This is a genomic window from Micrococcus sp. ACRRV (assembly GCF_022346985.1).
Classification (GTDB): domain Bacteria; phylum Actinomycetota; class Actinomycetes; order Actinomycetales; family Micrococcaceae; genus Micrococcus; species Micrococcus porci.
Genome location: NZ_JAKRNH010000014.1, coordinates 20,023 through 34,113, shown reverse-complemented (window position 1 = coordinate 34,113; position 14,091 = coordinate 20,023). Strand labels below are relative to the sequence as shown.

General features: G+C 73.1%; 14 protein-coding genes and 1 other RNA gene. 5 read left to right on the top strand and 10 right to left on the bottom strand.

Translation table 11 applies throughout. The features are described 5' to 3' along the window. The 5 genes from aroA to MHY29_RS02820 form a co-directional block, all read left to right on the top strand. A partial coding sequence (aroA, locus tag MHY29_RS02840) for a 3-phosphoshikimate 1-carboxyvinyltransferase (RefSeq protein WP_255718474.1) occupies window positions 1–1,426 on the top strand: 1,426 nt, incomplete at its 5' end. Further along, entirely contained in the window at window positions 1,426–2,523 is a 1,098-nt protein-coding gene (locus MHY29_RS02835) for a ribosome small subunit-dependent GTPase A (RefSeq protein ID WP_239238171.1), read from the top strand. The genes aroA and MHY29_RS02835, both read left to right, overlap by 1 nt. 27 nt (window positions 2,524–2,550) lie before the next feature. After that, the gene (gene hisN, locus MHY29_RS02830; RefSeq protein ID WP_239238170.1) at window positions 2,551–3,366 is read left to right on the top strand and encodes a histidinol-phosphatase; all 816 of its coding nucleotides are present in this window, start codon (window positions 2,551–2,553) and stop codon (window positions 3,364–3,366) included. A gap of 3 nt (window positions 3,367–3,369) precedes the next feature. Continuing rightward, entirely contained in the window at window positions 3,370–3,915 is a 546-nt protein-coding gene (locus MHY29_RS02825) for a CrcB family protein (protein ID WP_224355272.1), read from the top strand. Next, window positions 3,912–4,307 (top strand): CrcB family protein, encoded by a 396-nt coding sequence (locus tag MHY29_RS02820; RefSeq protein WP_224355273.1) that lies wholly within the window; start codon window positions 3,912–3,914, stop codon window positions 4,305–4,307. Before MHY29_RS02825 ends, MHY29_RS02820 begins: the two co-directional genes overlap by 4 nt. Before the next feature lie 9 nt (window positions 4,308–4,316). Here MHY29_RS02820 and MHY29_RS02815 read toward each other — a convergent pair whose 3' ends face one another. The 10 genes from MHY29_RS02815 to prfB form a co-directional block, all read right to left on the bottom strand. Further along, on the bottom strand, window positions 4,317–4,928 hold the full coding sequence (locus MHY29_RS02815; RefSeq protein ID WP_239238169.1) for a nucleotidyltransferase domain-containing protein: 612 nt from the start codon (window positions 4,926–4,928) through the stop codon (window positions 4,317–4,319). A 101-nt stretch (window positions 4,929–5,029) separates the two neighbouring features. Continuing rightward, on the bottom strand, window positions 5,030–6,421 hold the full coding sequence (locus tag MHY29_RS02810) for a sodium:glutamate symporter (RefSeq protein WP_239238168.1): 1,392 nt from the start codon (window positions 6,419–6,421) through the stop codon (window positions 5,030–5,032). Between the two features lie 103 nt (window positions 6,422–6,524). After that, the gene (locus MHY29_RS02805) at window positions 6,525–7,496 is read right to left on the bottom strand and encodes an aldo/keto reductase (protein WP_239238167.1); all 972 of its coding nucleotides are present in this window, start codon (window positions 7,494–7,496) and stop codon (window positions 6,525–6,527) included. 102 nt (window positions 7,497–7,598) lie between these two features. Next, window positions 7,599–7,970, bottom strand: a transfer-messenger RNA (tmRNA) gene (gene ssrA / locus MHY29_RS02800). A gap of 137 nt (window positions 7,971–8,107) precedes the next feature. Then, entirely contained in the window at window positions 8,108–8,623 is a 516-nt protein-coding gene (gene smpB, locus MHY29_RS02795; protein WP_044659238.1) for an SsrA-binding protein SmpB, read from the bottom strand. A 129-nt stretch (window positions 8,624–8,752) separates the two neighbouring features. Next, entirely contained in the window at window positions 8,753–9,370 is a 618-nt protein-coding gene (locus tag MHY29_RS02790) for a 3-oxoacid CoA-transferase subunit B (protein WP_239238166.1), read from the bottom strand. A 43-nt stretch (window positions 9,371–9,413) separates the two neighbouring features. Next, window positions 9,414–10,223 (bottom strand): CoA transferase subunit A, encoded by an 810-nt coding sequence (locus MHY29_RS02785; RefSeq protein WP_239238173.1) that lies wholly within the window; start codon window positions 10,221–10,223, stop codon window positions 9,414–9,416. A 31-nt stretch (window positions 10,224–10,254) separates the two neighbouring features. Then, complete coding sequence (locus MHY29_RS02780; protein ID WP_239238165.1) at window positions 10,255–11,463, bottom strand: acetyl-CoA C-acetyltransferase; 1,209 nt, start codon at window positions 11,461–11,463, stop codon at window positions 10,255–10,257. A 190-nt stretch (window positions 11,464–11,653) separates the two neighbouring features. Next, window positions 11,654–12,721: a 2,3-butanediol dehydrogenase gene (locus MHY29_RS02775; protein WP_239238172.1), complete on the bottom strand. Its 1,068-nt coding sequence runs from the start codon at window positions 12,719–12,721 to the stop codon at window positions 11,654–11,656. Window positions 12,722–12,920: 199 nt separating this feature from the next. After that, window positions 12,921–14,042: a peptide chain release factor 2 gene (gene prfB / locus MHY29_RS02770; RefSeq protein ID WP_239238164.1), complete on the bottom strand. Its 1,122-nt coding sequence runs from the start codon at window positions 14,040–14,042 to the stop codon at window positions 12,921–12,923. Window positions 14,043–14,091: the final 49 nt, after the last annotated feature.

Below are 14,091 nucleotides of genomic sequence, written 5' to 3'. Positions count from 1 at the left end.
CTCCCCCACGACGCCGCCCTGCGCCTCCGCCGCGTCGCGCACGCCCGCCTCCGCCTGGCCGGACCCGTGGCCGGCGCCGGCCGCGGCCGGGCCGGTGCGCGGGACGGTGCGCGTGCCGGGCTCGAAGTCGCTGACCAACCGGTGCCTGGTGCTCGCGGCGATCTCCGCCGGCCCCTCGGTGCTGCACGGCGTCCTGCGCTCCCGGGACACCGACCTGATGCGCACCGCCCTCACGGCGCTGGGGGCCCGGTTCGAGGACCGGGCGGACGGCGCCGTCGTGGTGCAGCCGCTGCCGGTGGGCGTGCCCTTGGAGGAGCCGGTGGCGGTCGACTGCGGGCTGGCGGGCACGGTCATGCGCTTCGTGCCCGCAGTGGCCGCGCTCCGTCCGGGCACCGTGGTCCTGGACGGGGACGCCGGCGCCCGCGTGCGCCCCATGGCGCCCCTCCTCGACGGGCTGGCCCAGACGGGCACCCGCGTCGAGTTCCTCGGCGCGGAGGGCTTCCTGCCCGTCCGCCTGACGACCGGCGAGGAGCTCGGGGCGGAGGCGGCGATCGACTCCTCGGCCTCCTCGCAGTTCCTCTCCGGCCTCCTGCTGTCCGCCGCGCGCCGCCCGGCGGGGCTGACGCTGCGGCACACGGGTGCCCAGGTGCCCAGCCCGGAGCACGTCGCGATGACGGTGCAGTTCCTGCGCGAGCACGGGGTCCACGTGGACACCCTCGAGGAGGGTGCGTGGCGGGTGCACCCCGGCGCCCCCGCCGGCGTCGAGTCCGCGGTGGAGCCGGACCTCTCCAACGCCGGACCCTTCCTCGCGGCCGCCGCGGTCACGGGCGGAGAGGTCTCCGTGCCGGACTGGCCGGCCGCAACCACCCAGATCGGCGACCGCTGGCGCAGCATCCTTCCCGCCTTCGGCGCCGAGGTCTCCTTCACTCCGGATCCCACCGACGACGCGCGGGGCACCCTGACGGTGCGCGGCGGCGTGGACGAGGCGGGCCGGCCGCGCATCGCGGGTGCGGGCGAGCTGGTGGGCACCGCCGAGCTGGCCCCCACCGCGGCCGCGCTGGCGCTCCTGGCGTCGGGGCCCACGCACCTGACCGGGATCGGCCACCTGCGCGGACATGAGACGGACCGGCTCGCGGCGATCGCGGCGGAGGCCGGGCGCTTCGGGGTGCGGGTCGAGGAGTCCGCGGACGCCCTCGCCTTCCCCGGCTCGGACTACTCCGGACCGCTGCGCCCGGCCGAGGCCCGCACCTACCACGACCACCGGATGGCCACCTTCGCCGCCGTCGTCGGGCTGGCGGTGCCCGGCACCGCCGTGCAGGACGTGGCCACCACGGCCAAGACGCTGCCGGACTTCCCCGCGCTGTGGACGGCCCTGGTGGGCGGGGAGCCCGCGCACGACCGGCCCGAGAAGGAGGAGGTGCGCTGATGGGACGCGGACTGGACCCCTCGGCCTGGGACGAGTCCCACGTGCGCGTGCGCCCGTCGAAGCGGGGCACCAGGCCCCGCACCAAGCAGCGTCCCCAGCACGAGGACGCGCAGACGGGCCTGGTCACCACGGTGGACCGCGGCCGGTACACGGTGGTGCTGCCGGGCCGGGCCCACGCCCCCGTCACGGCGATGCGGGCGCGGGAGCTGCGCCGCACCCCCATCGCCACGGGCGACCGGGTGGACGTCGTGGGCGACCTCTCCGGGGACGAGGGCTCGCTCGCCCGCATCGTCCGGGTGCAGGAGCGGGACACGGTGCTGCGCCGTTCGGCGGACGACTCGGACGCGGTGGAGCGCGTCGTCGTCGCGAACGCGGACACGCTGATGGTGATGGTGGCCGCGGCCAACCCGGAGCCGCGCACGGGCTTCATCGACCGCGCGCTCGTGGCCTGCTACGACGCCGGCATCCACCCGGTGCTGCTCATCACCAAGACGGACCTGCGGGATCCAGCCGAGCTCGTGGCCCACTACGAGGCCCTGGACCTGGAGGTCATGACGTCGGGCGCCTCCCGGTTCGAGGCGGAGTCCGGGGACACGGACCTCGACGACGGGCTCGTGGAGCGGGTGGCCGCGCGCCTGGCCGGGCACACGGCGGCGTTCGTGGGCCCCTCGGGCGTGGGCAAGTCCACGCTGCTCAACGCCCTCACGGGCGCCGGGCGCGCCACCGGCCACGTGAACGCCGTGACCGGCCGCGGCCGGCACACCTCCTCCTCCGCCCTGGCCATGCCCCTGCCCGGCCCGGACGGGGAGCCGGTGCCGGACACCTGGGTCGTGGACACCCCCGGCATCCGCTCCTTCGGGCTGGGCTGGGTGGAGCCGGACCGCGTGGTGGAGGCCTTCGAGGACCTCGCCGGCGGCCTGGAGGACTGCCCGCGCGGCTGCACCCACCTGGCGGACTCCCCCGGCTGCGGTCTCGACGCCTGGGTGGCGGAGGGCCACGCGGGTGAGGCCGGCCCGGCCCGGTTGGCGTCGCTGCGGCGGCTGCTGGGCAACCGCACGACGGCGGAGGCCGGCGGGTCCGCCTCCTCCGAGGACTGAGCCCGCCCGCGGTATAGCGTGGGACACATGGACCAGACCCGGAACGCCGCACGGGACCTCACGGAGGACCTCCGCCTGGCGCACATGCTCGCGGACAACGTGGACTCGATCACCATGTCCCGCTTCAAGGCCCAGGATCTCGAGGTCAGCACCAAGCCGGACCTCACCCCGGTGTCCGACGCCGACCGCGCGGCCGAGGAGTCCATCCGGTCCACGCTGTCCCGGGCTCGGGCGCGCGACCTGATCCTCGGAGAGGAGTTCGGCGGGGACCTCTCCCGCACCGGACGCCAGTGGGTCGTCGACCCCATCGACGGCACCAAGAACTTCGTGCGCGGGGTGCCCGTGTGGGCCACCCTGATCGCGCTGCTGATCGACGGCGAGCCGGTGGTCGGCGTCGTCTCCGCCCCCGCCCTGCACCGGCGCTGGTGGGCCGCGGCCGGCCAGGGCGCGTTCGCGGGGACGTCCCTGACGCGCGCCCAGCGGATCCACGTCTCCGACGTGGACCGCGTGGAGGACGCGTCCCTGTCCTTCTCCTCGATCGAGGGGTGGCGGGAGCGCGGGGCGGTGCGGGAGTTCCTGCAGCTCACCTCGGACGTGTGGCGGGTGCGCGGCTTCGGCGACTTCTGGTCCTACATGCTCCTGGCCGAGGGTGCGGTGGACGTGGCGTGCGAACCGGAGCTCGCGCTGCACGACATGGCCGCACTCGTGCCGATCGTCCGGGAGGCCGGTGGCCGGTTCACCTCCCTCGACGGCGAGGAGGGCCCCTTCGGCGGGCACGCCCTGGCCACCAACGGCCTGCTGCACGACGAGGTCCTGCGCCGGCTGACCCCGGGCCAGGACTGACCCGTGGCGGACGCGCGGCCGGCCGCGGGCGGAGCCGCGGCGCGCCGGACGCTGCCCTGGGTGGCGCTCGGCGGGGCGGCGGGTGCGCTCGCGAGCCTCGGGGCCGGGGCGCTGATCGCCCAGGCGATGGGTCCGGGGGACCCGAGCATCTCCGGGCCGCTCGGCACCGCGTCGGCCACGCTGGCATCGGTGGCGGCCGTGAACGTGCTGGGCTCCTTCCTCCTGGGCCTGCTGCGGGGCGCGTCCGGACGTCCCGGCGCGCGGTGGGATCCCCGCCTCGTGGCGGCACTGGGGACCGGCTTCCTGGGCGCCTTCACCACCTTCGGCACCGTGGCCGCGACGCTGGCGCTGCCCGTGATGATGACCGCCGGCCTGGCCGCCACGGGGGACACGTGGTGGATCCTCCTGGCGGTCGTGGTCGTGGGCCTGCTGATCGCCGTGGCGGTGCTGGCGGCGCTGAGCACCGCCGCGGCCGCCCTGGGACTGCACCTGGGCGGCCGGGGCGCCGGGTCCGGCTCCGCCGGCCGTCCGGACGGGGCGGCCGCATGAGCGCCGGGACGGTCCTCCTGACCGTGCTCCTCGCCGGCCTGGCGGCGGCCGTGGGGGCCGGGTTGCGCCATCTCGCCGACCACCGCTGGGGCGGCCGGGGTGTCCTGCTGGCCAATGTGACGGCCTCCGCGCTCGCCGGGGCGCTGTTCGCGATCGGCTTCGGGCCCGGATCCGCCGACCCCGAGGGCCCGGCCGGGGCCGCACTGGCCCTCGGCGCCGCCGGCGCGTTCGTCCTGGCCCTGGGCACATGGTCCACGGTGGCGTTCCAGGCCGCGCAGGAGGTCCTCGCCGGCCGGACCCGGCGCGCCGTCCGGGTGTGGTTGGTGCACCTGGCCTCCGGGACGGCGGCCGCCGTCGTCGGCGTCCTGGCCGTGGGGTTCCTGGTCCGCTGAGCCGCGGGCTCAGCCGACGAGGACCCGCTGCGCCCACCCGAACAGCAGGCGGCCGTCCCGGTCCACGTCCACGGCGGCGCCGCCCCGCACGGCGAGCGCGAGGGCCAGCACGTCCCGGTCCGCGGGGTCCACCACGTCCAGCAGGTCCGTCTGACGGCGCACGTGCGTCCCGGTGCGTTGCAGGTGCCGGGCCTGGACCACGAAGGCGGCGGCCTTGGCCAGGCCGGCGATCGTCTCCGGGCTGCGGGTGTGCACCAGGGTGTGCACGGCGCCGTGGTAGACGTTCCCGGCACCCGCGGTGACCGCCCGGGCCACGGCGGCCGCGTCCAGGCGAGGCAGCAGCTCCGCGAGGCTGCCGCGGATCGGCGTGGTGTCGTGCACGAACTGCACCAGGTCCGCCGCGTCCCAGGCGAGCAGCTCGTCCCGGCCGGAGAGGAACCCGCAGGCCAGCTCCCGGTGCGGCAGGCCGTCCAGCAGCTCCCGGTAGGCGTCGACGTCCCGGGGCGTGAGCGCGTCCAGGACCAGGACGGCGTCGATGTCCGAGGTCGCGGACGCCTCACCGCGGGCGCGGGAGCCCTGCAGGCCGAGGAACCGGACGCGGGGGCCGAAGGCGGCGTCCACGGTGTCGGTCCATCGCCGGACCCAGTCGGCGGTCAGCGGGTCGAGGGGCGGGCTCGGGGGCTGCGGACAAGGCCCCCAGGGTCGTTAGCCGGGCGTGCCGCTCAGGCGCGTGCCGCCGTCGTCGTCCGCCGGGGGTCCGGCCCGCCCTGACGGACCATGACGACGGCCCCGACGACGGCGATGACGCCCCAGATCGCGACCACCGACCAGGGCGCCCCGGCGACGATGAGCAGCGGGGCGATCGCCACCGCGGCCCCCTCCACCGGGATCAGCGGCAGGTAGGCGTACCCGAAGTCCTCGACGGTCCCGGACTCGAGGTCGGGATCCACGATGCGCAGCAGCGCGATGCCGGTGGCCACGGACCCGGTGGCCCATCCCCACGTGAAGATCTGCTTCTCGAACCAGCTCTCCCCCAGGTACCGCGGGGCGACCACGAGCCCCAGGAACATGCAGAACGCCAGGCCCAGCGCGAACACCACGGCCAGCTCCGCCAGGTGGTCGGCGACGAACGCCGGCTCGATGGACACGATGCCGCAGACGATCAACACGTCCGAGGCCGCCCCGGACAGCGCCTTGAGGGTCTGCGGCTCCATCACCCGCGAGGCGCCGGAGCGGACCACGACCCACCGGGCGAGCAGGCCCGCCAAGAAGGCGCTGGCGAACAGGGGCAGGGCGAAGTCGTCCAGCACCTCGCCGGTGGTGGTCATGAACAGCCAGCCGAGGGCAACGACGGCGCCCACCAGCGCCATGTGCAGGGTGAGCGTCTCGATGGAGGACCCGGACATCGTGTGCCGGGCGGCGACGGGGCGGTCGTCGTGCTCCAGCACGCCGGTGCGCAGGGACGGTGTGAACGCGGCCTGCGTGCTGAAGGCCCGGGTGTGCCCCCGGGAGGAGCCGATCTTCGCCAGGATCACGCCGCCGACGATCCCGGAGAGCATGCCCACGGTGGCCGAGGTGAAGGCGATCGAGGTGATCTCCGGGCGGCCCGCGTCGGCGAACACGTCCCCCAGGGCCGCGGAGGTGCCGAACCCGCCGGACCAGGAGGCGAACAGCACCATGCCGATCGCGTCCGAGGAGCCCATCACCGGGCCGAGGACGAGCAAGACCAGCAGCATGCCGGCGACCACCTGGCCGGCGGACATGAGCACGCCGTAGCCGGTGAAGCCGGCCAGCGGGCCGGTCGCCTTCCTGAAGGAGAAGGACTGGGACAGCGCCAGGCAGGCGAAGACCACCGCGATCAGCAGGGTGGTGTAGGAGCCCACGTACGGGGAGAACGGCAGCCCCGTGAACTCCCAGGCGCCGACGCGCAGGCCCCACGCGCCCGCCACCTGCGGGCCAAGCAGGAACCCGAGCAGACCGGCGATCACAGGGGCGGGCAGCAGCAGCCACTGGAGGACCCGGACCTTGGCCCGCAGGACCACCGCGACGAGCAGCAGGCCGCCGATCAGCCCCGCATCGCCGATGAGGGTCTCACGAAACAGTGCAGCCTCCACGGGGAGCCCCTTCCACGCCGGGGCGCTCGAAGTGGCGGCCCTCTGCGGGGACTCTACCGGGGCGCGACGACGCCGGCCGCGGTCGCCCGCGACCGGCGGACCGTCAGGCGAACACCGCCTCCAGGCGCTCGCGGACCTCCGGGGTCACCAGCTCGATCACGTCCAGCGCCTTGAGGTTCTCCTGGACCTGCGCCACGCTCGAGGCGCCGAGGATCACGGTGGACACGCGCGGGTTCGAGGCCGTCCACGCCAGGGCCAGCTGCGCCGGGGTCACGTCGAGCTCGGCGGCGATGTCCACGAGCTGTCGGACCTTGGCGGTGGTCTCCTGGTCCGCGATCGAGTCCTTCACGAAGTCGTAGCCCTTCAGCGCGCCGCGGGAGCCCTCCGGGACGCCGTCCACGTACTTGCCGGAGAGGATGCCGGAGGCCAGCGGGCTCCAGGTGGTCAGGCCGAGCCCGATGTCCTCGTAGAGGCGGGCGTACTCCTCCTCCACCTTCGTGCGGTGCAGCAGGTTGTACTGCGGCTGCTCCATCACGGGCTTGTGCAGATGGTGCCGCTCGGCGATGTTCCACGCCGCGCGGATCTCGTCCGCGCTCCACTCCGAGGTGCCCCAGTACAGGGCCTTGCCCCGGTTGATCATGTCGCTCATGGCCCAGACGGTCTCCTCGATGGGAGTGTGCGGGTCCGGGCGGTGGCAGAACACCAGGTCCACGAAGTCCAGGCCGAGGCGCTCGAGGGAGCCGTCGATGCCCTGCATCAGGTACTTGCGGTTCAGGGTGTTCTTCATGTTCACCACGTCGCCGTGGATCCCCCAGAACAGCTTCGTGGAGACGACGTACTCGTGGCGCTTCCAGCCGAGCTCGGCGATGGCCCGGCCCATGATGGACTCGGACTCGCCGCCGGCGTAGACCTCGGCGTTGTCGAAGAAGTTGACCCCGCCCTCCTTGGCGGCGGCCAGCTGGTCCTTGGCCAGGCCCACGTCGACCTGGTTGCCGAAGGTCACCCAGGAGCCGAAGCTGAACTGCGAGACCTGGAGGCCGGAGGAGCCGAGACGGTTGTAGATCATGTCGCTCATGGGCCCACGCTACTACCGCGTGGCGCGGCCGGAGCAGGGACGGAGACTCCCGGGCACGACGAAGGCCCCCCGACGTGACGTCGGGGGGCCTTCGCGTGTGGTGAGTGGAGCCGGCGGGAATTGAACCCGCGTCCGATGAGGTGTTGCCAGGTCTTCTCCGGGCGCAGTCTGCTGTGGGTGTTGCTCGGTCCTGGCCGTCCCGCAGACGGGCGGCCAACCCGGACCCAGCCGGATTGATGTCGGCGTCACGACCCCCGGCGAGGGTGACGCCCAGTGGCTATCTAGCTGACGCCACGATCCGAGGCGACAGCGACCTCGGGGTGACGGACTCGATCACTGATCAGGCAGCGAGAGCGAAGTCAGTGCGCTTGGATTCGGCACTTATTGGTTTGCAGAGAGCGTTTGACGAGATGACTCTGCATCCTCGGCCCGCTTCTCCCGACGCGACACACACCGTCGAAACCGATCGGCCCCAGGGGGGCGACTCCTCTATGAGGTTGTCAATCACCACTGCAGGCGGAGGGCGTGGAGCCCGCCGGTCCTGAAACCGGGCCTGCGAGAGATACAATGTAGCACGCCCCCCGGGCATTCCCAAGGGGCCCGCCGCGCGCTCAGGCCACGCCGGCGCGCCGGTTGCGCATCCGCATGGCCCGCTGGGCCTCGCGGTTGTCCTGCTGCTCGCGCAGCTTGTGCCGCTTGTCGTATTCGCGGTTGCCCCGTGCGACTCCGATCTCCACCTTCACGCGCCCGTTCAGGAAGTACAGGGACAGCGGCACGATGGTCAGGCCCGGATCCTGGATCTGCCGGGAGATCTTCGTCAGCTCGGCGCGGTGCAGCAGCAGCTTGCGACGCCGGCGGGCGGCGTGGTTGGTCCACGAGCCGTTGAGGTACTCCGGGATGTACACCTGCTCGAGCCACAGCTCGTCCCGGTAGAAGACCGCGAAGCCGTCCACGAGCGAGGCCTTGCCCTCGCGCAGCGACTTCACCTCGGTGCCGGTGAGCACCATGCCGGCCTCGTACGTGTCGAGGATGGTGTAGTCGTGGCGCGCCTTCTTGTTGTTGGCGATCACCTGGCGCTCGCCGGGGGCCGGCTGCTTGGCGGCCTTGCCCTTGCTGTTCTTGCCCATGGCCTCACGTCCTTCCAGCGTCCACGGCGACGGCCGCGCCCCGATCAGGGCGCGGCCGTCCAGTCTATCCCGTGCCGGTCCGATGCCCGCCGAGGCGATGCGCCGGGGCCGCGGGGCGGCGTCGTCGGCTCAGTCCAGCGGTGCGCCGGTGAGCGCGCGGACCTGCTCCTCGGTGAGGCCGGGCGCGGTCTCCACGAGCGCCAGGCGGGGCTGTTCCGGGGTGCCGACGACGTCGATGACGGCCAAGTCCGTGATGATGCGGTCGACGACGGCGCGGCCGGTCAGCGGCAGGGTGCACTGGTCGACGATCTTGGGGGTCCCGTCTTTGGACACGTGGTCCATCATGACGATCACGCGGCCGGCGCCGTGGACGAGGTCCATCGCGCCGCCCATGCCCTTGACCATCTTGCCGGGCACCATCCAGTTGGCCAGGTCGCCCGCGGCGGAGACCTCCATGCCGCCCAGGACGGCGACGTCGATCTTGCCGCCGCGGATCATGCCGAAGCTCAGCGCGGAGTCGAAGAAGGACGCCCCCGGGTTCACGGTGACGGTCTCCTTGCCCGCGTTGATCAGGTCGGGGTCCACGGCGTCCTCCGTGGGGTACGGGCCCGTGCCGAGGATGCCGTTCTCGGACTGCAGCACCACGGACCGCCCGGCGGGGATGTGGTTGGGGATCAGCGTGGGCATGCCGATGCCGAGGTTGACGTAGGCGCCGTCCGGCAGCTCCTGCGCGGCGCGGGCCGCCATCTGGTCGCGGCTCAGGCCCGGGGGCGCCCGGTGGTCTGCTCGCTCATGCCTGCTCCTCCCCCGATGCGCGCACGGTGCGCTTCTCGATCCGCTTCTCGATGTCCGTGCCGACCTCCACGATCCGGTGCACGAAGACGCCGGGCAGGTGCACGTCATCCGGGTCGATCTCGCCGGGCTCGACGAGCTCCTCCACCTGGGCGATGCACACCCGGCCGGCCATGGCCGCGGGCGGGCCGAACTGGCGGGTGGCCTTGCGGAACACGAGGTTGCCGTGGCGGTCGCCCTTCCACGCGTGCACGAGGGAGAAGTCGGTGACGATGGAGCGTTCGAGCACATAGGTCTCGGGCTGGTCCGGGGCCTGGCTGAGGTAGCCCTCGCCGAGCACGAACGTGTCCGTGGGCTTGGCCTGCGAGGACTTCACCACGGTGCCGTCCGCGTCGTAGCGCATGGGCAGGCCGCCTTCGGCCACCTGGGTGCCGACGCCGGAGCGGGTGTAGAACGCCGGGATGCCGGCCCCGCCGGCGCGGAGCTTCTCCGCGAGGGTGCCCTGCGGGGCGAGCTCCACCTCGAGCTCGCCCTCGAGGTACTGGCGGGCGAACTCCTTGTTCTCCCCCACATAGGAGGAGGTCATCTTCCGCAGCCGGCGCGCGCCGAGCAGGATGCCCAGGCCCCAGCCGTCCACGCCGCAGTTGTTGGACACGACGGACAGGTCCGTGGCGCCCTGCTCGAGCAGGGCCTCGATGAGCTGCACGGGGTTGCCGGAGAGTCCGAAGCCGCCGACGGCCAGGGACGCGCCGTCCGGCACGTCCGCCACCGCCTCGGCGGGCGTGGCCACGGTCTTGTCGAGAGCGATGTCCGGGGCCCTTTCCGTCAGGGGCGGTCCGTCAGCGGAAGAGGATCAGGGCCTCACCCTGGCCGCCGCCGCCGCAGAGCGAGACGGCCGCGCGGCCCCCGTCGCGCCGGTCGAGCTCGAGGGCGGCGTGCAGGGCCAGCCGGGCCCCGGAGGCGCCGATCGGGTGGCCCAGGGCGATGGCGCCGCCGTGGATGTTGGTCTTCTCGTGCGGGTAGCCGAGGTCTCGCAGGGACTGCACGGCCACCGCGCCGAATGCCTCGTTGATCTCGATGAAGTCGAGGTCGGCCACGTCCCAGCCCTGCTTCCGCACGGCGGCGTTGATCGCGTCGGAGGGCTGCGAGTGCAGCTGCGAGCTGTCCGGGCCGGCGGTCTGGCCGGGTGCGCCCACCGTGGCGAGGACCGTCAGGCCCTTCTCCTCGGCGAAGGCACGCGAGGTCACCACGAGGGCGGCGGCGCCGTCGGACAGGGGCGAGGAGTTGCCGGCCGTGATCGTGCCGTCCTTCGCGAACGCCGGGCGCAGGGAGCCCAGCGACTCGGCGGTCGTGTCCGGGCGGACCCCTTCGTCCTGGGAGACGACCAGCGGGTCGCCCTTGCGCTGAGGCACCTCCACCGGGGCGATCTCGCCCTCGAAGACGCCCTCGGACTGGGCCCGGGCGGCCCGCTGGTGCGAGGCCGCGGCGACCTCGTCCTGCTCGGCGCGGGCGATGTTCCGCTCGCCGTTGCCGGACTCGGTCAGCTCGCCCATGGCCTCGTGGCTCAGGGAGTCGGTGAGGCCGTCCCACGCGACGGCGTCGAGCATCGTGGCCGGGCCGTACTTGAAGCCCTTGCGCGCGCCGGGCAGCAGGTGCGGGGCGTTGGTCATGGACTCCTGACCGCCGGCCACCACCACGTCCGCCTCGCCGAGGCGGATGAGACGGGCGGCGTCGATCACGGCGGTGAGGCCGGACAGGCACACCTTGTTGATGGTCATGGCAGGGACGTTCCACGGGATGCCCGCGGCGAGCGCGGACTGGCGGGCCGGATTCTGCCCCGCGCCGGCCTGCACGACCTGGCCCATGTAGACCATGTCCACGTCCTCGGGGGCCACGCCGGCGCGCTCGAGCGCATGCGTGATCGCGTGGGCGCCCAGGTCCACGGCGCGCAGGTCGGCCTGCTGCGAGAGCAGCCGGGTGAAGGGCGTGCGGGCACCGCCCACGATCACGGCGTCGGTGGGCTGAGGCTGGGGCAGCTCGGCGGTCATGCGGTCCTCCTGGGACGTTCAACTCGGTTCATCACGATTTACTGAATTTCATTCTATGATCCCGGTCACAGGCGCGCCAGGCGGCGACGCATCCATGACGACGCGCCGCGGGGCAGGGACCACGACGGCCCGCACCCGCCGGCTGCGGGCGCGGGCCGTCGTCGGGACGTTCGGGGATCGGGCCGGCGCCTCAGAGACCCCGGCCGGTCGGCGAGACGAGGATCTTCACGGCCGTCTCGTTGTGGTGGATGAGGGTCTCGAAGCCCTGGTCGACCAGGTCGTCGAGGCCGATCTTGCCGGTGATGAACGGCGTGAGGTCCACGGCACCGTCCTCGACCATGCGGATGGTGTCCGCGTGGTCGTTCGCGTACGCGATGGTGCCGCGCAGGTCGATCTCCTTCATCACCAGCTTGTGCAGGGCCACGGCGGGCTCGTGGCCCCAGATGGACTCGTTGACGATCACGCCACCGGGGCGCACCGCGTCCAGCAACATGTCCAGCACCACGTCCACCGAGGTGCACTCGAAGCCCACGTCCGCGCCCTGGCCGTCGTGCAGTTCGCGGATCTTGGCGGGCACGTCCACCTCGCGCGGGTCGAAGGCCTCGTCCACCACGCCGGCCTCGAGCACCTTCCGGCGGCGCAGCTCGGAGAGCTCGGAGACGTACACCGTCAGGCCCTTGCCCTTGAGCACGGCCGCGGTGAGCGCGCCGATGGGGCCGGCGCCGCCGATCAGCGCCACGCCCGACGTCGGAGAGCCGGCCCGCACCCACGCGTGGTGGGCCACGGAGAGCGGCTCGATGAGCGCGGCCTGGTCGAGGGGCACGGAGTCGGCCACCGGGTGGACCCAGCGGCGCTGCACCGCGATCTGCTCGGCCAGTCCGCCGCCGTCGCCGCCCAGGCCGATGAAGTTCATGTCCGGCGCGAGGTTGTAGTCCGGTCGGTCCCGGTCCTCCTCGCGCACGATGTACGGCTCCACGACGACCTTCTGGCCGACCTCGAGGTCCGTGACGCCCTCGCCCAGGGCGGCGACGGTGCCGGACATCTCGTGGCCGAGCGTGACGGGGGCGGCGTCGCCGGAGATCGGGTGCGGGTGCCCGGCCGGCGGGATGAAGATCGGGCCCTCGAGGTACTCGTGCAGGTCCGTGCCGCAGATGCCGCACCACGCGACGTCCACGAGGACCTGCCCCGGACCGGCCGTGGGCGAGTCGATCTCCTCGATGCGGATGTCCTTCTTGCCGTGCCAACGGGCGGCGCGCATGGTCATGCTGTTCGACCTCCTGGGTGGGAATGGAGTCGGCTGCCGGACCGGCGCGCGGGGGCGCCTGCCCGGTGCTTCAAGCATCCCACCGGGCCGTCTCGCGGGCCAGGCCCGAGGCCCCTGCAAGGGCCTGAACGACGACGCCGGCCCGCGCCTCGCTGCGGAGGTGCGGGCCGGCGGCGTGGACTGCGGGAGGGGCTCAGTCCTCCTGGGCGGCCTTGACCTGCTCGGCGCGCCAGCGGATGCCGGCGTCGATGAAGTCGTCGATGGCGCCGTCGAACACGGAGGACGGGTTGCCCTCCTCGTGGCCCGTGCGGAGGTCCTTGACCATCTGGTACGGGTTGAGCACGTAGGAGCGCATCTGATCGCCCCACGAGGCCTTGATGTCGCCGGCCATCTCCTTCTTCTTCGCGTCCTCCTCGGCCTTGCGGACCAGGAGCAGGCGGGACTGGAGCACGCGCAGCGCGGCGGCGCGGTTCTGGATCTGCGACTTCTCGTTCTGCATGGACACGACGATGCCCGTGGGGATGTGCGTCATGCGGACGGCGGAGTCCGTGGTGTTCACGGACTGGCCGCCGGGGCCGGAGGAGCGGAACACGTCCACCTTGATCTCGGACTCGGGGATCTCGATGGAGTCGTCCGACTCGATGAGCGGGACGACCTCGACCGCGGCGAAGGAGGTCTGGCGGCGCCCCTGGTTGTCGAAGGGGCTGATGCGCACCAGGCGGTGCGTGCCGGCCTCGACGGAGAGGGTGCCGAACGCGAAGGGCGCGTTCACCTCGAACGTGGCGGACTTCAGGCCGGCCTCCTCCGCGTAGGAGGTGTCCATGACCTTCGTGGACCAGCCCTTCTGCTCGGCCCAGCGCAGGTACATGCGCATCAGGGTCTCGGCGAAGTCGGCCGCGTCCACGCCGCCGGCGCCCGCGCGGATGGTCACGACGGCGTCCCGCTGGTCGTACTCGCCGTTGAGCAGCGTGACGACCTCGAGCTCCTCGAGGGCCTTGCGGATCGAGGTCAGCTCGACGTTCGCGTCGTCCAGCAGGGAGGGCTCGTCCTCCTCCGCGGCGAGCTCCACCATGGTCTCGAGGTCGTCGATCCGGTCCGCGAGGGACTTGATGCGCTTGAGGTCCGCCTGGCGGTGGGAGAGCTTGGAGGTCACCTTCTGCGCGGCCTCGGGGTCGTCCCAGAGGTCGGGGGCGGCGGCCGCCTTCTCGAGCTCGGCCACCTCCGCCGTCATCTTCTCGACGTCGGAGACCTGCTCGATGGAGGCCAGGGTGTGGCGCAGAGCGTCGATCTCTGCGGAGAAGTCAGTGTCAGCCATGGTGGGGCGAGTCTACCGCCCCGCCTTCCCAGGGCGCGCGGCGGAGGCG

What these genes read in the sequence shown, in the direction of transcription:
- MHY29_RS02835 (WP_239238171.1), top strand. Translation starts at nt 1,426, where the DNA reads ATGGGACGCGGACTGGACCCCTCGGCCTGGGACGAGTCCCACGTGCGC.
- hisN (WP_239238170.1), top strand. Translation starts at nt 2,551, where the DNA reads ATGGACCAGACCCGGAACGCCGCACGGGACCTCACGGAGGACCTCCGC.
- MHY29_RS02820 (WP_224355273.1), top strand. Translation starts at nt 3,912, where the DNA reads ATGAGCGCCGGGACGGTCCTCCTGACCGTGCTCCTCGCCGGCCTGGCG.
- MHY29_RS02805 (WP_239238167.1), bottom strand. Translation starts at nt 7,496, where the DNA reads ATGAGCGACATGATCTACAACCGTCTCGGCTCCTCCGGCCTCCAGGTC.
- smpB (WP_044659238.1), bottom strand. Translation starts at nt 8,623, where the DNA reads ATGGGCAAGAACAGCAAGGGCAAGGCCGCCAAGCAGCCGGCCCCCGGC.
- MHY29_RS02790 (WP_239238166.1), bottom strand. Translation starts at nt 9,370, where the DNA reads ATGGCGGCCCGCGCCGCGCAGGAGCTGCCGGACGGCGCCTACGTCAAC.
- MHY29_RS02780 (WP_239238165.1), bottom strand. Translation starts at nt 11,463, where the DNA reads ATGACCGCCGAGCTGCCCCAGCCTCAGCCCACCGACGCCGTGATCGTG.
- MHY29_RS02775 (WP_239238172.1), bottom strand. Translation starts at nt 12,721, where the DNA reads ATGCGCGCCGCCCGTTGGCACGGCAAGAAGGACATCCGCATCGAGGAG.
- prfB (WP_239238164.1), bottom strand. Translation starts at nt 14,042, where the DNA reads ATGGCTGACACTGACTTCTCCGCAGAGATCGACGCTCTGCGCCACACC.